A 17,990-nucleotide genomic window follows, 5' to 3' on the forward strand; every position below is an offset into this window, starting at 1 on the left:
CTGAGCATATTTGGTCTTTTTGAAGTGTCAAAATACCAAATGCTTTTCCCCGGTAGAATTTGTAATTCATAAGTTTGTGATCATCAATTACTCATAGTAAGACCACCTTCCACCTCTGAACTTATTAAAATTTTTTGCCAGTATCCTGCTCACCCTTTTTTTCGATTCCACAATCCTGCACCAGTCAAAAATATCATTTGTTGTAATCTTCCGCTCTGGAAACAACATCCGAAATTCTCTGACACTGCGGAGGACCGCGGCCTCAACAGATTCAGCATGTCCACAATCCTCACAAATCATTGCATGCCCTTTTACCGCACAGGAAAAAGAACCACAAGCGTCGCACACAATGCCTTTCCGCAATTGATCATACTCATATTTCGGCAAATGAAGAAAAGGCGATTCTTCTATATGCAGCGAAGATAGCTTTTCTGCCAGCCTTCTATGCTTTCCGCTCAGCTTTGCAGAAATTGCATTCAAATCTTTCATATACCGTTTTAACTGATTCGGGAAAATAAATGGCGCACTCAGGGGTGCCTGGTACAGGGTAAATTCGGGGTTTACAAAAACAACGGAAGCCGAGACCGGCATATTGAAACCGAGCGAGAGAATCAACTGCCGGAAAAGCGATTCGCAACGTTTGACCTGAAGCAGCGGATTGTTGATTTCAGACTTATTTTTTGTAAAAATTCTGTCCCGCTCGTAATAAAAATCGCCTTCATAATTTTTCACTTCAAACAGGTAAATGGTTTCGCCGGTAATCATGAGGGCATCAATCTGGAACGTAGCATTGTTGCAGGAAAGCCGCAAATCATTCAGTACAAAACAATCACATGTAAGTGCTGCTGTTAAAGAGTCAAAATACCGCTCGCCTTCGTCCCCTTTTTCCAAATTCCGGAGATACTGGATGTCTTTTTCATGGAGTTTCATCCGGTTGTTCAGCGACTTTAAAAGAGCACATTCAAGTGAAGTTTTTCTTTCCTTGAAAAGCATCGTTCACATCCTTTCTAAAATTCAGACTTCACACCCATTATAAGCTACTTTTTGTATAATATAAATATCAATTTTCGCAGGTGAGCAGATGAAAAATTTACGGATTGAGCAAACGAATGAAATGATATTGGATAAATTCGGAATGGGCATAGTAGAGTTCCTTATCAGCCAGACTCATCTCGCATCAAGGCTGAATAGCGCCAAGTCAGAAACCATTAAAAGGAATCCCGGCTATTCAAACGGGGACATCGCGAAGGCCTATATCGGGCTGCTTTGCCTTGGAAAAAATAAGTTTGCTGAAATTGAACCGTTACGGAGCGACTATGATTTCCGTACTTTTTTAAAATTGGAAAGGGTTCCCTCGCCGGCTGTCTTGGAGCACCGTCTGGACGAGGCAGCTTTATCAGAAGAATGGAAACAGATCATCCTTGAAGAGTCTCTTCACCTGCTTCGCAAGGCTGGTGCACCTATCAACCCGGTGACCATACAAGGCAAAAGTTTTATACCGGTGGATGTTGCAATGCCGTTTGCTTTTATTGGAAAGGAAGGGTACTGCCTTTCCTTTGGACAAGAAACGAGCGTGTCGGTCCGTGCTGCTGAACAATTGGCGGAAGGTGCTTTCCTTTGGCGGCTCGAGGCAAAAGAAGGATCCGAAATTGCGGCAAAACTGCTGGACCTTAACATCGATTTTGTGATGAAACTTCAGACAGATGCTAGCACTTGGGTAGAAACTGCACGGAAACACGGCACATGCTCATCCGAACGGGAAGGAAAAAACGTTTACTTTGGATCTGTTGCGGAAACCAACACGACAGCCGGGGCAAAAAAACCAGCCTATTATGTTTTTAAACTCATTGAAACAACCATTGATAAAAACGGGCAAATCCTTTTGATTCCAGAGTATGAAGCGGATGTGTACATGACAACGCTCGATATTCCGCCGGAAGCTGTGCCAAGGCTTTACGACGAACACCGGAAAGTCTGTAAATCGCTGAGACGGGAATTTATGTCTGATCTTGGTTTTAAACAGCTGCCTTCCCGGAATCAAAAAACGAATGAGCTTGCCCTGCATTTTGGCATATACGCTTACAACCTGCTCCGCTTTGCCGGTCAGGGAAAAGCCCGAATGAAACGAATACGTGAGACTATCAGGGATCTGCCAAAGATGGTGATTAAAGAAGTAGAGGCAGAAGAATAATATTGAACTTAAGTTTTTACATTGGGACAAATCGATCAATTTGCATACAGAATTTTCGTCCACCCGCAGCGTACAGCCCAAACAGCAACCGAAGTCTAATCCCGCCCTCGCTTGTGTGCCGGTAACCCTAACAGTAAAGCCTTTTTCCTCTCTACGTTCCGGTAACACAAACAGCATGGATTCGTCACCCGTTCCGCCTGTACGCAAGCGGGGTCATCTCTGTTTTCCGCTTGAACAGTCGGTTGAAATAGGGAGGGTCCTCAATGCCGACGTCAAGGGCAATTTCTTTTACGCTTTTATTGGAGTAGCGGAGCAGTCTTTTCGCGGTGTTGATCCGAAAATGGATTAAGTACTCAATCGGGGGGATGCCGATGTAGTGCGTGAATTCCTTGCTGAGCTGGTATTTGTTCAGGCGGCACACCCGTTCCAAATCCTGCAGGGTAATTTTTTCTTTAAAATGGTCCTCCAAAAATTTTTTTGCTTCTATAATGTAACCGGGAATGTTTTCTTCCTCAAATGCAAGATCGTATTTCTGGATCAGCACTTCATTCAGCATTTCATGGATCAACAGCGAAATCCGGAATTCCGCCTTTGCATTCCGCGTTTCGACAAGCGCCATGATCTCATCAATGATTTGGGAAATGCGTCCGTTTTTTGCATGAAAAACATTGCTGCCGTTTTTCATAAATTCCCCGTAAAAAGCATCCGCATTCGGCCCGTAAAAATGGATCCAATCCATCTCCCACGGTTCATCGCTTATCGTGCTGTAATGCTGGTAATTCATGCAGTCGATGAAAAAAACATCCCCTTTTTCAAGCGTATATTCGCGCCCTTCATAAATCAATTTTCCCCTGCCGCCAAACGTATATTTTAACAAGTACGATTTCAAATGCTGCCTTTCTGTAAAATACGGTTTCATCGCTTTAAAATGGCCGATTTCCTGCACATAGTAAAACAGCTGGCGCGCCCGCTGCGACGGCGTGTTAAAACAGCGGATGGAGTCATCTGTCCAGGAATAGTCGGCTTTTTCCCAGTATTGTTCCATTTTGCTACCTCTCTTCAAATTGATTATGCCATATCCTTCACGACCTTGCCAAGATCGTACAATGGTTTGCCAATAATGTTTCATGAAATCTTTTTTGATAACGTTTACGATAGGAATGTAAACGTTAAATTTTAATAGATGCAATGCTTCATAGAAGAAGCAGATGATGTAAAGATAATGCAATTTTGAAGCTGGAAAGGAGTGAGAAAATGATCCGGAATTACATCGCTGTTGACATTGGGGCTTCAAGCGGACGGCTGATTGCAGGCACATGCCGGCATCAAAAAATCGAAATCAAAGAAATTCACCGCTTCAAAAACGGTTTTACCAAACGGGACGGCCATGACCGTTGGGATATCGGACGGCTGATTGAAGAAATTTTTACAGGCCTGGAAAAAGCCAAAAAGATGGGCATTGAAGCGTGTATGCTCGGCATTGATACGTGGGCGGTCGATTATGTGCTCGTTGACAAAAACGGCGACCGGCTCCAGGATCCGGTCAGCTACCGCGATCCACGGACGGTTGGCGCGATAGAAGCGCTGACGTCCAAATATTCAAAGGAATTCATCTATAAAAAGACCGGCATCCAGTTTCTTGAATTGAACACGCTGTACCAACTGTATGCCGAAGATAAAAATCTTTTGGAAAAAGCGGATAAAATTCTGCTCATCCCGGATTACATCGGATATGTGCTGACGGGAAAGGCCGTTTCTGAAGTGACAAATTCTTCCACAACACAAATGCTGAACTTGCGTGACAAATTATTCGATAAAGACTTGCTCAGCCATGTCCATGTCAGTGCCGATAAATTTGCCAAACTGGCCGATGCCGGCACGATTTTGGGCGAAATCAAACCAGAATGGTACCAAAAATACGATCTTCCGGCATGCCAGGTTGTCACGGTTGCAACCCATGATACCGCCTCCGCAGTCCTCGGTACGCCGGCAGAAGGCGATTCCTGGGCATTCTTAAGTAGCGGGACATGGTCGTTGCTTGGCATGGAATTGAATGTGCCTGTCACAAGCGAGGAAGCATTCAGGGAAAATTACACAAACGAGTGGGGCGCATATGGCACTTACCGATTTTTGAAAAACATTATGGGCATGTGGATTATCCAGGAAATTGCCCGGCATTACGACTACCGTTATACCTATGCCGAAATGGCGGAACAGGCCGGAAAATGCAAACCGTTTGCGCAATTTGTTCATGTCAACGACCCGCGCTTTAACAATCCGGAAAACATGGTGAAAGAAATTCAAGATTACTGCAGGGAAACCGGCCAGGCGGTTCCGGAATCGATCGGGGAATTGACAAACTGCATTTACAGCAGTCTGGCGCTCTGTTACGCAGTCGAGCTGGAAAAACTCGCCGCGATCACGGGGCGGCCCATTGACCAACTGTACATTGTCGGAGGCGGCAGCAATGTAAGCCTTTTGAACCAGCTGACGGCAAATCTCGCAAATGTCAAAGTGTCAGCCGGCCCCCAAGAAGCAACCGCTATCGGCAATCTCCTTGTGCAAATGATCGCCAAAGGGGACATTCGGGACATCCGTGAAGGAAGAAAAATTGTCCGGCAGTCGTTTGCAATCAAATCTTACAAGCCGCAGCAGGACAATTGGAAAGTGGTAATCGACCGTTACAAAAAGACCTTGCTTGAAACGGCAAAATGAAAGGGAGCGGAAAAGAATGGCAAAAAAAGAAGAGATCATCCGAAATTATGAAACCGCAAAACAGCGGTACGCCGAAATCGGTGTGGATACAGATTCGGCGCTTGAAAAATTGCAAAAGATGAAAATCTCGCTGCACTGCTGGCAGGGTGACGATGTCCGCGGCTTTTTAAATCCGGATGGCGACCTGACCGGCGGCATTATGGCAACCGGTAACTACCCAGGGGCGGCACACACGCCTTCCGAGCTGCGCAAAGACCTGGAAAAAGCATTCTCTCTGATACCGGGCAAGCATAAATTGAATCTGCATGCCATTTATGCGGACACGGATGAAAAAATTGACCTTGACACAATTGAACCAAAACACTTTGCTTCGTGGGTGGACTGGGCAAAAGAACAGGGGCTCGGCCTTGATTTTAACCCGACATTTTTCTCGCATCCGATGTATAAAGACGGTTTTACGCTCGCCTCCCCTGACAAAGCCGTGCGGGATTTCTGGGTGGAACATGGGAAAAGGACGCGGAAAATTGCCGAGTATTTTGGAAAAGAAACAGGGCAAACGAGCATCAACAATTTCTGGATTCCGGACGGTTATAAAGACAATCCGATAGATACGCTCGGACCGCGCCGGCGTTTAATGGAAGCGCTCGATGAAATTTTTGCGGAACCGCTCAATCCGGCTTATACGGAAGATGCGGTGGAAAGCAAATTGTTCGGCCTCGGCGCAGAAGCCTATACAGTCGGTTCCCATGAGTTTTATATGGGCTATGGTATTTCAAGAAACAAACTGGTCTGCCTTGACGCCGGCCACTTCCATCCGACAGAAGTGATTTCCAATAAACTAAGCGCCCTTTCTCTCTTCAGCAAAGGGCTTATGCTCCATGTCAGCCGCCCAGTGCGCTGGGACAGTGACCATGTCGTCATCATGGATGATGAACTGGCGGCAATCGGCAGGGAACTTGTCCGCAACGACTTGCTTGAGAAAACAAATATCGGCCTTGATTTCTTTGATGCCACCATTAACCGGGTTGCAGCCTGGGTAGTGGGCGCCCGCAACACACAAAAAGCTTTGCTGAAAGCGCTGCTTGAACCGACAGATTTCTTAAAACAAAAAGAACTGGAAGGCGATTTTACTACCCGCCTCGTCTATACAGAAGAACTGAAAGACTTCCCGTACGGCGATGTTTGGCACTATTTCTGCGAAGCAAACGGGGTGCCGGCCGGGCTTGGCTGGCTGGAAGAAGTCCAAAAGTATGAAAAAGATACGTTGCTTGTAAGGGCGTAAACAAGGAAGGGGAAGCACATGGCAAACATAAAGACGAAATTGAATATCATTGAAGCACCTTTTACACAGGAAATGATGAAAACAACCGCCAATTTGTACCGGCTTGGCTGGGACGAACGGAACGGCGGGAATATCAGCTATCTTCTCAAAGAAGAAGAAGTGGCGCCGTATCTCGATGTGAACGCCGTTATCCGGGCCATCCCGGTCAAATTCGACGCAAGGGCGCTTGCCGGCAAATATTTTATTGTCACCGGTTCCGGGAAATATTTTAAAAATGTGGCCGACAACCCTGCTGAAAACCTCGGTTTGATCCGTGTCGCACAGGACGGGCAAAATGTTGAACTGCTTTGGGGGCTTGAAGGGGGCGGAATGCCGACAAGCGAGCTGCCGTCCCATTTTATGAGCCATATCGCAAGGCTTGAGGTTGACCCGGAAAACCGGATTGTCATGCACAACCATGCGACCCATTTGCTCGCAATGACCTTTACCCATCCGCTTGATGAAAAAGCTTTTACGCGCACGCTTTGGCAAATGTGCACGGAATGCCTCGTCGTATTTCCGGAAGGTGTCGGCATCATTCCGTGGATCGTGCCGGGCACAAATGAAATCGGTGAAGCGACGGCAGCGAAAATGAAAGACTATCGCCTCGTCATTTGGCCGCATCACGGCATTTACGGTGCCGGCCGCACGATGGATGAGACATTCGGCCTGATTGAAACAGCAGAAAAAGCGGCACAGGTTTACACCTATGTCCAGGCGCAGGGCGGCATCAAACAAACGATTACCGACCGGCAGCTGAAAGACTTGGCCGATGCGTTTGGGGTCGTGCCGCGGGAAGGATTTTTGGGAGAATAAAGGATGGAATGGCGCATGCGACCTCTTAAAAATGTTGACATTCCGCAATCGCTTGATAAACTCGGTGTCAAAGAAGAAGATATCCCGAACCTCGCAAAAGATGCGTATGCCGATGTGTGCACGGGTGGCAACCCGCGTGATACAAGTGTCGAAGAAATCGAAGGCTTGTACAAATCCATGCTGCATGATCCGGTTGTGAAAGCTTAAGGCTGAAAAACGGATGACCCTGGGAAATGGGTCATTCGTTTTTTTCATCATATTATCGTATTATAGTAGTAACGTTATTTTTTGGAGAAGGGAGTTTCCAAGTTGAAAATTGCTTTTATTGCCCATGATAAAAAGAAAGAGGAAATTGTAAACTTTGCGGTTGCCTATGAGCCGGTATTCGCCGACCATGAATTGTACTCGACCGGCACAACCGGCAAGAGGATTATGGAAAAAACAAATTTGAACATTACCCGCTTCAATTCCGGCCCGCTCGGCGGCGACCAGGAAATCGGCGCAATGATTGCCAAAAATGAAATGGATCTCGTTTTCTTTTTCCGTGATCCACTCACGGCCCAGCCGCACGAACCGGACATTACCGCTTTACTCCGCCTTTGCGATGTCTATTCGATTCCACTTGCCACCAACATGGGTACGGCCGAACTGCTTGTCCAGGGCTTAATGCGCGGCGATTTAAACTGGCGCAACCTCGTGCATGAGAAGGAGAAGAAGAACAGGGGGGAATAAGAATTTCCACCATATTTCATACTTCGGTTTACCGGAAAAAACGATTAGCACAGACATTTTGCAGCCCCCCTGGTTTCATACCCCGGGGGCATTTTCGTTTTCACTTCAGCCCAAACATGGTAAGATGGAAAAGCGCAAATTTTTGCTTTCTGGGGTGGAAAAAATGGACAAGGCGGAAATGCGAAGAGAAATGATCGGCTGGTTAAAGCGGTTGGATCTTAACGAAAAGCAGGCCATCGAAGAAAAACTGCAACAAATTTTGTTTTCATCCGATATATGGAAAATATCCGGAACGGTTGGCGTGACGGTCTCCCAACATTTCGAATGGGATACGCGGCGGATCATTGAAACCGGGTGGGCGCAGGGAAAAACGATTTGTGTGCCAAAATGCGTGCCAAAAGAAAAAGCGCTCGTCTTTTACCAGCTGGATGATTTCACACAATTGAAAAAAAGCTTTTTTAACCTGCTTGAGCCGGAACCGGAAGAAACAGTAAAAATTGAAAAGCAGGCCATCGATCTGCTCATTGTTCCAGGCCTTGTTTTTGACAAAAAAGGCTTTCGCATCGGTTTTGGCGGCGGTTATTATGACCGATTTCTTGCCGGTTTTCCCAATCAGACCGTGTCTTTGATTCATTCGTGCCAATTGAAGGCGCATGTCCCTAGCGAATCTTATGATATTCCGGTGCGGCAAATCGTGACAGAATCCGGAATGTTGAAAGTGAATGGAGGGGTTTCATGAAGAGTAGAACGTTTGTCATGATTAGCATTGTCTTGGCAATGCTTGTGTCATCGATTGACGCAACGATTATGAATACCACGATGCCCGTCATTGCAAAAGAACTCGGCCGCTTTGACTTGTACGCATGGGCATTTGCTTCCTATATGATCACCAGCACCATTTTATCACCGGTTGCGGGCCGGTTATCCGACTTGTTCGGAAGGAAGAAAGTGTTCGGGTTCGGGATCGTGCTTTTTTTCGCCGGATCGCTTTTATGCGGCATGTCCTCCGGGATGATTGAACTGATCGTCTTTCGGGCTATTCAGGGCATTGGGGCAGGTTTTATGGTCCCGTTTCCGGCCATTATCGCAGGAGACCTGTTTGCTGTTGAAAACCGCGGGAAAATCCAGGCATTGTTTACCGGTATGTGGGGATTATCCGCTGTCCTGGCGCCGCTTTTAGGCTCGTTTTTTGTAACGTATTTATCGTGGAGATGGATTTTCTTTGTAAACCTGCCTGTCTGCCTCATCTCATTTTTAACACTTTTGCCTTATAACGAGCATTATGCGCCGAAAAAAGCGCGTGTCGATTACATAGGCGCTGCATTATTTGCCGTTGCGATCACACTCCTGCTTTTGGTCACGGTCGTACACCGCAACTACTTGTTGTTTGCAGCAACCGGAATCATCTTTCTTCTCCTTTTTTATTTTTATGAAAAAAGGCAGGATTCCCCGATTGTGCCGCTTTCGATGTTTAAAAATAAGACATTTGCCCGGATGAATGTCAACTCCTTTATTGGGACAGTGGCGTTGTTCGGTGCTTCCAGCTATGTGCCGCTGTTTTTGCAGAAAGTAACAGGGCTGTCACTGCTCATGAGCGGGGTTGCGCTGCTTGGGTCGTCGATCGGCTGGATGGCCGCTGCAGTCCCTGCCGGAAAATGGATATTGCGGTATGGCTACCGGAGGCTGTTATTAATCGGGAACGGACTTTTGCTTGTTTCGGGTGTATGTTGGATCTTTTTAAATCCGGGCCACGGGTTTTGGTACGTTTTTCTCGTTATGATTGTCCATGGCGCTGCGTTCGGGTTGCTTTCGACGGTCGGGATTATCGGTTCCCAGCAAATGGTGAGCGCCCACGAAAAAGGGATCGCCACTTCGTTTTTTATGTTTTGCCGGAACATGGGAACTGCGATCGGGGTGACCGTAATGGGCGCCTTTCTGACAAGCGGGTCCACCTACATGCAGGGCATTCACCATTTATTCCTGTTCGGCTTTTGCGGCAGCATTTTGGCCCTTTTAACTTCTTTTCTGATTCATAATGATGCGAGTGAAAGCGGAAAAACAGCAGCAAATCAATAAGGCTTATCCCGGGCTTGGCAAGGACTCTGACAGTGCTGGCAAAATTTTATAAAATGCAGGCCAGAAGCCGGTTCTTTCGCAGATCCATGATTTTATCATATTGAGGCGGAGTGCTGACAAACCTTAAAAAAACCCGTTTTAGCTTATCAGGCTAAAACGGGTTTTTTGCTCCTCAGTCGGGGGAGTCTGTTTCTTTTTTTAATTGCATTTTCCTTTGCTGGTCCTGCGGTTTTTCAAATACCCCAACGGTTCGAACGGTAAAGGAAAGGGCAAATCCGATGACTGCCAGGATGAGCGTGAACATAAAACCGTACTGGACGCCGTTTGTTAATGCTGCTGCGGCATGTTGTCCGCCGGCTCCTGTATAAGCGTGTTCACCTGCAGCCAACAATGTGGCAGACAAGGCAGTGGCAATGGCGCCACTCACTTGCTGGGCGGTATTCATGATTGCGCTGCCGTCAGGGGACATTTCTCTCGGCAATGCGTTCAGCCCGTTCGTTTGCGCCGGGGACATAACAAGCGGCGCGCCGATCATGAGCAAAAGATTCGCTGCAATCACAAAAAGAAAAGAAGATGTTGTTTGAACACAGATAAACATTGCACCAGCTACGATGCAAATCAAAAACCCGATTCTGACAAGCCATTTTGCGCCGTGTATATCATAAAGCTTGCCCGAGATAGCTGACACAATCCCGTTTACAATGCCCCCTGGCAAAAGAAGGATGCCGGTAAGCGCGACAGCTACCAGTTTTCCGCTCTGCCAGTACATCGGCAACAAAAGCATGGATGACATGATAATACTGAAGTCAATCATAATCATGAGCGTGCCAATGGTGAACATTTTATGCTGGAAGACACGCACATTCAGCATCGGTTTTTCCATTCGTAATTGCCGGATGGAAAAAATCACGAGAGCCGCAATACCGATTGCAAGGGCTACAATGACTTTTGCATTTCCCCAGCCTGAATCCCCCGCTGAACTGAAGCCGAAAACAATTCCGCCGAAACCGATCGTGGACAGCACGATAGAGAGCACATCGATTTTTGGCCGGGTGACTTCATTTACATTTTTACAAAAGATGGCGGAAATGATCAGGGCAGCAACCAAAAACGGCAGCATGACCCAGAAAATCCACTGCCATGTGAGTTTGCCCAAAATGAACCCAGCAGCAGTTGGGCCAATTGCCGGCGCAAACATAATGACAAGCCCGACAACGCCGAGTGCCGCGCCTCTTTTATGCGGCGGAAAAATCGTCATGACCGTATTAAAAATGAGCGGGATGAGAATGCCGGTTGCGATTCCCTGAACGAGCCTGCCGATGAGTAAAAAGGGGAAGGTGTGGGACACGGCTGAAATGAGCGTGCCAATAATAAATGCGCTTAATGCACTTAGCAGCAGCTGCCTTGTTGTAAACCATCTGATCATTAACCCGGATACCGGCACCAGCACGCCGACAACAAGCAAATATCCGGTTGTAAGCCATTGGACGGTGGAAGCGGTAATGTGCAGATCTTTCATCAATGAAGTTAATGCAATATTTAAGGCTGTTTCGCTGAACATGCCGATAAAGCCGCCAATTAAAAGCCCAAGCATAATCGGAAATTTTTTATAATCACTTTGCAATGGTAAAATCTCCCCTTTATTTTTAAATAGACCGGTCAGTATAATTTTGAGAAAAAAGAACATCAAATGTTCTTTATTATTTTTGGGATTTGTTCTGCAACTAATTGAAAATAGGAAGCGTCCTTGTATGTGATCGACATCGTCATCGCGCCTTCGATTAAGATATGAAACAAAACAGCGGTTTGCCTTGCGCTTTCCTTTGTGTAGCCTTTTTTCATCAGATAATCGGTATCGGTTGCGATCCATTCCTCATACGCATTTTTGCACGCTTCCCTGATATTTTCGTTAAGGTTCGCACTTTCCGAAGCGAGCAGGCCGATCCGGAAGTCCGGCTGATCGCCAAATACTTTTTCAGCGACATGTAAAAGTTGCGCCTGCATGGCTTCAATCGGATCGTCGCAACCGGCAAGCAACTGCTCCAGTTCCTGCCTTACTTCAACCTTGACGCTGTCAATTGCGGCAATTGCAATTTCTTCTTTCCCGTTTGGAAAATGGTAATATAAAGAGCCTTTCGGTGCGCCGCTTTCCTCAATGATTTGATTGATGCCGGTCGCATGGTAGCCCTGCACCTGGAAAAGTTTTTTTGCCGCCTGGATAATTGCTTCTCTTTTACTCTTTGCCATCTTTTCTCTCCTTTTTTGTACAGAACGGTCTAACGAAAAATATATCATTGATTGACTTTATTGTCAAACAGCCGTTTTTTTTTAAAATAGCTCTGTTAAACATTTATGTTGATATTTACTAAAATCAAACATTCTTCCTATAATAACAGTAAGGAGCAGGTCTGCGTTTTGGTTGCGAGGGATCGTCAAAACAAACCTTCTTTAACGTGATGAGGGTCGTATTTTAACCAAGCAATTGGTTCCAAGGTATCCGTTACGAATCCCCTTTTTACAGACGCCTGGAGAGCTTTCAAAGCCTATGCAAAAGAAAAAGGAATCGAACATTACCCGTTCAAATCCTGTGGAAAGGAACGGGTAAAAGGGCTTTACCATATCCAAAATGTTAATAACTATTACAGCCGCTTAAAGGGTTGGATGAACCGATTCAACGGCGGGGCAACCAAGTACCGCGACCATTATTTGAGCTGTTTTTGTATTTGAATACGATCCGCCTCCGAACGATTATCCAACTGTATGTAGGCTGATTGTCGACAGCTGCTTATTTCCGACAATGGCGACTTATGATAAATTGAGGTTATCTATATTCAGAGTTTCATAAGCATTATTCAACTATTGGGGCAGTCATGTTAAAGAGGGTAGGTATTTAGGCTTGTGCTAGAAAAATTCTTTTTCAGAATGGGAAGGTGCCAAAATGAATATTGCAGAAGAAATCATAATTTCTCCATTAAAGGATGAATTAATTGAGGACATCAATAAAACAAATGATTATTTCAACGTGTTTGGTAAGGTTGTACCCAGTCTTCAATCAGGAAAATGGTCTTTTGAAGAGATTCTATTTGATGAAACTAAAGAAATTCGTTTCCCAGATGATAAACTGGATTGGAGCCGTTATATAAACCGTGAAGATAAAGCTCTATTTTTAGCTTATAAGAATCATAATTGCATTGGGCAAATTAGAATAATTAAGGATTGGAATCGCTTCTGTTATATTGAAAATATCGCTACAAAAAAAGAATTTAGAGGATATGGAATCGGGAAGTTGCTTTTAACTAAAGCGGAAGAATGGGCAAAAAAAAGAAAACTTATCGGAATGTCTTTAGAAACGCAAGATGATAATCTTGGAGCGTGCAGGTTTTATGTGAAACAAGGATTCATACTAGGTGGAGTTGACACATTGAAACAGTCATATAATCCAAATATAGAAACCACTTTGTATTGGTATAAGCTATTCAAATAACGGGTGCTAATCTTCAATATGAATCTAAAACAGGGATCCCACATCGGGTCCTTGTTTTATGATCATTTATCCACAATATTATTTAACATAGCTTTTAAAATAAACCGGAAAAAAGTTTCCTTTTCAAGTATAATCAAGATAAGAAAATAAACAAAAAATGACGGAGTGGTTGGATGAAAGAAATGAAACTCGGTTTATGGGCTAAATACATACTGCTGGCGGTTGTGGCCGTGCTTGTTGTAAAATATTTCAGCACGATTCTGGGCGCGCTCGGGGCGGTTTGGCATGTTGCATTCCCGCTTGTGCTCGGGGCTGCGATTGCCTATGTGCTCAATATTTTAATGAAAAAAGTGGAACGCGTTTATTTTCCGAACGCGCAAAACAAATTTATCCGCGCAACGCGGAGGGGCGTCAGCATTCTTTTTTCGTTTGTGGTGATTTTCGGCATTGTTTCCATTCTGGTTTTGATCATTGTGCCGCAATTGATCCAGGCTTTTACAGTGTTGATTGATGCCATTCCGCGCGTTTACACGAAAAGCTTGGACTATTTCCAGTCAAACAGCGGCAAGTACTCCAGTCTCGGAAAGTTCATCTCCAGCCTGCAGGTCGATCTGGATGCAGTCACAAAAAAATTGACCGCATCTCTTTCCAAAGTGGTGACCGGCATTTTGAATTCGACGTTTTCCATCGCCGGCGCCTTAACAAGCGGCGTAATGAACCTGGTCATTGCCATTATTTTTGCCATCTATATTTTGGCGGCAAAGGAGAAGCTGGCTATTCAGGCGGATAAAGTGGTCCGTGCTTTTTTGAAAAAGCAGACGGCGGACAGATTGTATTATGTGCTCAAGGTGGCAAACCGGACTTTTTCGAGCTTTATTGTCGGGCAATGTGTGGAGGCGGTCATTTTAGGAAGTCTATGTACGCTTGGCATGTTTCTTTTCCAGTTTCCGTACGCTGCAATGGTCGGTGCTTTCATTAGTGCAACGGCTCTGATCCCGGTGGTCGGTGCCTATTTGGGTGCGGCTTTCGGTGCCTTTATGATTTTAACAGTAGATCCGATGCAGGCAGTATTCTTTTTGATTTTCATTGTTGTGCTGCAGCAAGTGGAAGGCAACATCATCTATCCGCGGGTAGTCGGTTCGTCGATCGGGTTGCCGGGTTTATGGGTCTTGGCGGCGGTCATCATCGGGGGCGGCCTTGGCGGCGTTGTTGGTATGCTTTTCGGTGTGCCGGTTGCCGCGACATTGTATAAGCTGCTGAGCGACCAAGTGCAGAAACGGCTACAGACACCATCGGGAATAGAGGAAACAAACAGGGGCGGGGATATATAGAGGCGAATAATATTGCCTCTCGAAAAAGAACATCCGGGAACAACAGGAAGGAGAGCGCAAAATGAAATTGATCGCGATTGATTTTGACGGGACATTATTATCTGATGACGGAACAATTAGCGAAGAAAATGCCGGAGCGATTCGGGAAGTACAAGAGCAGGGGAATATCGTTGTCGCCTGTTCAGGGCGTTCGCTTCATGATACGCGGCATATTCTGAAAAAAGCAGGCCTTGATTGCCCGGTGATAACGGGAAATGGTGCCGTCATTTACGATTCGGATCAATGCATTTTAAAGCTTGTGATGCCGGATAAAGTACTGGACGACTTGCTTCCGGAACTGGAAGCGCAAGGATACTATTACGAGTTATATACTAACCAGGGCGTGTATTTGCTGGAAAAAGGGAGAAAGCGCCTTGAATCGGAAATGCATTCCTTGCACGAAAAAGATGAAACCTTTTCTTTGGAGTGGGCTGCCGGCCAAATTGAGCTCCAGATGCGGCAGTACGGGATTCATTATTTCCACCATTATGCTGAGTTGGATTTGCCGCATTTGGAGGTTTACAAAATTTTTGTACTGTCCTTTCATCCTGAACGGTTAAAGCAACTCCGCAGCTGGCTAAGCGGAAGACAAGATCTTTCCATGACCACATCGGGGCGCACGAAGTTGGAAATTGCCCATGCAGAAGTTAGCAAAGGCCATGCCCTTCAGTTTATGGCCCGCCATTTGAACATCCCGTTGGAAAATACGGTCGCAATTGGTGACAATTTTAACGATCTGTCCATGTTTGAAGTAGCCGGTATAAGTATTGCGATGGGAAACGCTGAAGAACAAGTGAAAGCGCGGAGCACCTATGTCACAAAAGCCAATCATGAAAACGGCGTTGCGCATGCTTTGCGAAAGTACATATTGGGGGAAAACGAAGGGGAATAAAACCAAAAAAACAGCCACCGTTTGCTGCCCATCTCCTCATTTTGCGGCATGCTTTTTAAAACAGCCGTTAGAAAAATTGCGGGCATTCTCATCGGTGCCATCATCGAGCTTTTACAATTATCCTAGGGGTGATTGACATAAATGACGTGATTTTTAATTTTATCGGCACGATGGCTGGATATGGCTGTTTTATCGTTTTTTCAAAAATATTTAGGAGGATTGTAAATAAAAACAAGATACGGCTGAATCCTTTGTTGGAATACATTTATCACATAGCCAAGTAGACTTCTCTTACCTGGCTTCCCGGCCAGCGACGGGCGCGTTGGCCGGGAATTTTTTTATCTCCTGCTGTTTTTTCATCTCACTTAAAAAGGAAATTTCAATTTTTTGTCGAAATGTTAGCATACAATGTTATGCCGGCCGGGAGAAGAAAATGGTCTCCTTTTTGCCGGCTGCAGATACCCGCATCGTTGAAATACTTTACATAGGATATTTTCAATAATAGACATGGCCATGCTTTATGGAAAAGGGGAGGGCTTGATGAAGTTCGATGCCATTGTCGTCGGGGCGGGGCTGGCCGGCTTGGTTGCAACCGCAGAAATGGCAGATGCCGGGAAAAAAGTGCTGCTTCTGGACCAGGAGCCGGAAAACAGTATGGGCGGCCAGGCCTGGTGGTCGTTTGGCGGGCTATTTTTAGTGGATTCTCCGGAACAAAGGCGGCTGGGGATAAAAGATTCCAGGGAACTGGCATGGCAGGACTGGCTTGGTACTGCCGGATTTGACCGGGAGGAGGATGAAGATTACTGGGGAAAAAAATGGGCTGAAGCTTACGTCGATTTTGCTGCCGGAGAAAAAAGAACGTGGCTGCACAAAATGGGCGTGCGCTTTTTCCCGGTTGTCGGTTGGGCTGAACGGGGCGGGCATTTAGCGACCGGCCACGGCAATTCCGTTCCCCGCTTTCATATTGTGTGGGGAACCGGGCCGGCACTGGTGGCGCCTTTTGAGAAAAAAGTTCGGGAATATATGAAAGCCGGTTTGGTCCAATATTTGCCCCGCCACCGGGTGGATCATCTTTTAAAAGAAAATGGCACTGTTGCAGGGGTAGCCGGTTCTGTTTTGATTCCCAGCACAAAGAAGCGGGGAGAGGGTAGCGAAAGAGAGGTTATTGGCGATTTCGAATATAGGGCCGAAGCTGTATTAGTGGCCAGCGGGGGCATTGGCGGGAATCTTGATTTCGTTCGGAAAAATTGGCCGGAGCGGCTCGGAACGCCGCCTGCACATATGTTATCGGGCGTTCCTGCCCATGTGGACGGCAGAATGCTTGGCATTACGGAAGAAGCGGGCGGGCGGATTGTGAACCGCGACCGGATGTGGCATTATACGGAAGGCATAAAAAATTGGAACCCGATTTGGTCCAACCACGGTATCCGTATTTTACCCGGACCATCCTTTATTTGGCTTGATGCAGAAGGAAAGCACTTTCCCGTCCCTAATTTGCCGGGATTTGACACGCTCAGCACACTGGAAGCCATTCAAAAAACCGGCTATGGCTATTCGTGGTTTATTTTAACGCAAAAAATTATAGAAAAAGAGTTTGCGTTGTCTGGATCGGAGCAAAATCCGGATCTTACCGGCAAAAGTATCCGGAAAGTGCTGGGCAGAGCTTTGCCCGGCGCGCCTGAACCCGTCCAGGCCTTCATGGACAAGGGAGAAGATTTTATCATTGCCCATAACCTGAAAGACCTTGTAGACGGGATGAACCGTTTGACTGGTGAAAGTCGATTAAACTTTAAAGAAATTGAATACCAAATCAAAGCACGGGACCGGGAAATGGATCATAAATTTACAAAAGATCTGCAGGTGACGGCAATCCGGGGCCATCGGAATTATTTGGGGGATAAGTGGATTCGCGTTGCCCCGCCGCATAAAATACTCGATCCTAAAAATGGCCCGCTCATCGCCGTGCGCCTTCATATTATAAGCAGAAAAACATTAGGCGGCCTGCAAACCGATTTATCCGGAAGAGTACTGGATTTCGCAGGCCATGCCATACCCGGGTTGTATGCAGCGGGGGAGGTTTCCGGATTTGGCGGCGGCGGTGTCCATGGCTACAGGTCCCTTGAAGGAACATTTCTGGGCGTATGCCTTTTCACAGGAAGGACGGCCGGCCGGGCGATTGCAGCTGAACGAAGTTAATTGGATAAAAATACGGACCCGGTGATCTATTTTCACCGGCTTCTCATGCAATAATGAGAGATCAGACAGCATCCCGGGCGATTATAGAACTGGAAGCCGGACCCTAAGTCTCTCGTACGCTGTCGCAACGTTTTTATAAAACACATGAATGGGCAAATGGCCCAGAATTACGGGGCAACCTTTACTTTAATCACAAC

General features: G+C 46.2%; 16 protein-coding genes and 1 pseudogene. 13 read left to right on the forward strand and 4 right to left on the reverse strand.

Going from position 1 to position 17,990, the window contains the following annotated elements; translation table 11 throughout:
- Nucleotides 1-87 precede the first annotated feature (87 nt).
- Nucleotides 88-993: a nuclease-related domain-containing protein gene (locus NSS95_RS05580; protein WP_110133923.1), complete on the reverse strand. Its 906-nt coding sequence runs from the start codon at nucleotides 991-993 to the stop codon at nucleotides 88-90.
- An 88-nt stretch (nucleotides 994-1,081) separates the two neighbouring features.
- Here NSS95_RS05580 and NSS95_RS05585 point away from each other — a divergent pair, with 88 nt between their 5' ends.
- Nucleotides 1,082-2,191: a transposase gene (locus NSS95_RS05585; protein WP_326244452.1), complete on the forward strand. Its 1,110-nt coding sequence runs from the start codon at nucleotides 1,082-1,084 to the stop codon at nucleotides 2,189-2,191.
- A 184-nt stretch (nucleotides 2,192-2,375) separates the two neighbouring features.
- On the opposite strand, the gene NSS95_RS05590 is transcribed toward NSS95_RS05585, so the two are convergent.
- The gene (locus NSS95_RS05590; RefSeq protein WP_019721979.1) at nucleotides 2,376-3,236 is read right to left on the reverse strand and encodes a helix-turn-helix domain-containing protein; all 861 of its coding nucleotides are present in this window, start codon (nucleotides 3,234-3,236) and stop codon (nucleotides 2,376-2,378) included.
- 212 nt (nucleotides 3,237-3,448) lie between these two features.
- On the opposite strand from NSS95_RS05590, the gene rhaB reads away from it, so the two are divergent.
- The 7 genes from rhaB to NSS95_RS05625 all read left to right on the forward strand — a co-directional run bounded on the left by rhaB (nucleotide 3,449) and on the right by NSS95_RS05625 (nucleotide 9,851).
- Nucleotides 3,449-4,906, forward strand: coding sequence for a rhamnulokinase (gene rhaB, locus NSS95_RS05595; protein ID WP_041818188.1), 1,458 nt, complete (start codon nucleotides 3,449-3,451; stop codon nucleotides 4,904-4,906).
- A 16-nt stretch (nucleotides 4,907-4,922) separates the two neighbouring features.
- Entirely contained in the window at nucleotides 4,923-6,188 is a 1,266-nt protein-coding gene (rhaA, locus tag NSS95_RS05600; protein WP_014095528.1) for an L-rhamnose isomerase, read from the forward strand.
- Nucleotides 6,189-6,206: 18 nt separating this feature from the next.
- Complete coding sequence (gene rhaD / locus NSS95_RS05605; RefSeq protein WP_019721982.1) at nucleotides 6,207-7,043, forward strand: rhamnulose-1-phosphate aldolase; 837 nt, start codon at nucleotides 6,207-6,209, stop codon at nucleotides 7,041-7,043.
- Between the two features lie 3 nt (nucleotides 7,044-7,046).
- Complete coding sequence (locus tag NSS95_RS05610) at nucleotides 7,047-7,250, forward strand: iron-containing alcohol dehydrogenase (protein ID WP_014095526.1); 204 nt, start codon at nucleotides 7,047-7,049, stop codon at nucleotides 7,248-7,250.
- 102 nt (nucleotides 7,251-7,352) lie between these two features.
- Entirely contained in the window at nucleotides 7,353-7,775 is a 423-nt protein-coding gene (gene mgsA / locus NSS95_RS05615) for a methylglyoxal synthase (protein ID WP_026684543.1), read from the forward strand.
- 163 nt (nucleotides 7,776-7,938) lie between these two features.
- Nucleotides 7,939-8,514 (forward strand): 5-formyltetrahydrofolate cyclo-ligase, encoded by a 576-nt coding sequence (locus NSS95_RS05620; RefSeq protein ID WP_046720824.1) that lies wholly within the window; start codon nucleotides 7,939-7,941, stop codon nucleotides 8,512-8,514.
- A complete protein-coding gene (locus tag NSS95_RS05625) occupies nucleotides 8,511-9,851 on the forward strand; it encodes an MFS transporter (RefSeq protein ID WP_046720816.1) in 1,341 nt (446 codons plus the stop codon). The genes NSS95_RS05620 and NSS95_RS05625 overlap by 4 nt, the downstream gene beginning before the upstream one ends.
- A gap of 172 nt (nucleotides 9,852-10,023) precedes the next feature.
- Here the strand turns inward: NSS95_RS05625 and NSS95_RS05630 are convergent, their stop codons facing one another.
- Both NSS95_RS05630 and NSS95_RS05635 read right to left on the reverse strand, forming a co-directional pair.
- Nucleotides 10,024-11,445 (reverse strand): DHA2 family efflux MFS transporter permease subunit, encoded by a 1,422-nt coding sequence (locus tag NSS95_RS05630; protein WP_211062347.1) that lies wholly within the window; start codon nucleotides 11,443-11,445, stop codon nucleotides 10,024-10,026.
- A gap of 92 nt (nucleotides 11,446-11,537) precedes the next feature.
- Nucleotides 11,538-12,098, reverse strand: coding sequence for a TetR/AcrR family transcriptional regulator (locus tag NSS95_RS05635; protein ID WP_014095521.1), 561 nt, complete (start codon nucleotides 12,096-12,098; stop codon nucleotides 11,538-11,540).
- Between the two features lie 147 nt (nucleotides 12,099-12,245).
- On the opposite strand from NSS95_RS05635, the pseudogene NSS95_RS05640 reads away from it, so the two are divergent.
- The 5 genes and pseudogenes from NSS95_RS05640 to NSS95_RS05660 form a co-directional block, all read left to right on the forward strand.
- A pseudogene (locus tag NSS95_RS05640) lies at nucleotides 12,246-12,696 on the forward strand (IS1595 family transposase); the annotation flags it as partial.
- Nucleotides 12,697-12,789: 93 nt separating this feature from the next.
- Entirely contained in the window at nucleotides 12,790-13,335 is a 546-nt protein-coding gene (locus NSS95_RS05645; RefSeq protein WP_035181846.1) for a GNAT family N-acetyltransferase, read from the forward strand.
- A gap of 173 nt (nucleotides 13,336-13,508) precedes the next feature.
- Complete coding sequence (locus tag NSS95_RS05650) at nucleotides 13,509-14,666, forward strand: AI-2E family transporter (protein WP_211062171.1); 1,158 nt, start codon at nucleotides 13,509-13,511, stop codon at nucleotides 14,664-14,666.
- A 61-nt stretch (nucleotides 14,667-14,727) separates the two neighbouring features.
- Nucleotides 14,728-15,597, forward strand: coding sequence for a Cof-type HAD-IIB family hydrolase (locus NSS95_RS05655; protein ID WP_328229094.1), 870 nt, complete (start codon nucleotides 14,728-14,730; stop codon nucleotides 15,595-15,597).
- A gap of 540 nt (nucleotides 15,598-16,137) precedes the next feature.
- On the forward strand, nucleotides 16,138-17,793 hold the full coding sequence (locus NSS95_RS05660) for an FAD-binding dehydrogenase (RefSeq protein WP_328229095.1): 1,656 nt from the start codon (nucleotides 16,138-16,140) through the stop codon (nucleotides 17,791-17,793).
- The last annotated feature ends 197 nt before the right edge of the window (nucleotides 17,794-17,990 follow it).

The organism is Weizmannia sp. FSL K6-3076 (assembly GCF_038007245.1).
Taxonomy (GTDB): Bacteria; Bacillota; Bacilli; order Bacillales; family Bacillaceae_C; genus Weizmannia; species Weizmannia faecalis.

Excerpts from the sequence above, each read along its gene's own strand:
- NSS95_RS05580 (WP_110133923.1), bottom strand. The coding sequence starts at position 993 with ATGCTTTTCAAGGAAAGAAAAACTTCACTTGAATGTGCTCTTTTAAAG.
- NSS95_RS05585 (WP_326244452.1), top strand. The coding sequence starts at position 1,082 with ATGAAAAATTTACGGATTGAGCAAACGAATGAAATGATATTGGATAAA.
- NSS95_RS05590 (WP_019721979.1), bottom strand. The coding sequence starts at position 3,236 with ATGGAACAATACTGGGAAAAAGCCGACTATTCCTGGACAGATGACTCC.
- rhaA (WP_014095528.1), top strand. The coding sequence starts at position 4,923 with ATGGCAAAAAAAGAAGAGATCATCCGAAATTATGAAACCGCAAAACAG.
- rhaD (WP_019721982.1), top strand. The coding sequence starts at position 6,207 with ATGGCAAACATAAAGACGAAATTGAATATCATTGAAGCACCTTTTACA.
- NSS95_RS05610 (WP_014095526.1), top strand. The coding sequence starts at position 7,047 with ATGGAATGGCGCATGCGACCTCTTAAAAATGTTGACATTCCGCAATCG.
- NSS95_RS05620 (WP_046720824.1), top strand. The coding sequence starts at position 7,939 with ATGGACAAGGCGGAAATGCGAAGAGAAATGATCGGCTGGTTAAAGCGG.
- NSS95_RS05625 (WP_046720816.1), top strand. The coding sequence starts at position 8,511 with ATGAAGAGTAGAACGTTTGTCATGATTAGCATTGTCTTGGCAATGCTT.
- NSS95_RS05630 (WP_211062347.1), bottom strand. The coding sequence starts at position 11,445 with ATGCTTGGGCTTTTAATTGGCGGCTTTATCGGCATGTTCAGCGAAACA.
- NSS95_RS05635 (WP_014095521.1), bottom strand. The coding sequence starts at position 12,098 with ATGGCAAAGAGTAAAAGAGAAGCAATTATCCAGGCGGCAAAAAAACTT.
- NSS95_RS05645 (WP_035181846.1), top strand. The coding sequence starts at position 12,790 with ATGAATATTGCAGAAGAAATCATAATTTCTCCATTAAAGGATGAATTA.
- NSS95_RS05650 (WP_211062171.1), top strand. The coding sequence starts at position 13,509 with ATGAAAGAAATGAAACTCGGTTTATGGGCTAAATACATACTGCTGGCG.
- NSS95_RS05655 (WP_328229094.1), top strand. The coding sequence starts at position 14,728 with ATGAAATTGATCGCGATTGATTTTGACGGGACATTATTATCTGATGAC.
- NSS95_RS05660 (WP_328229095.1), top strand. The coding sequence starts at position 16,138 with ATGAAGTTCGATGCCATTGTCGTCGGGGCGGGGCTGGCCGGCTTGGTT.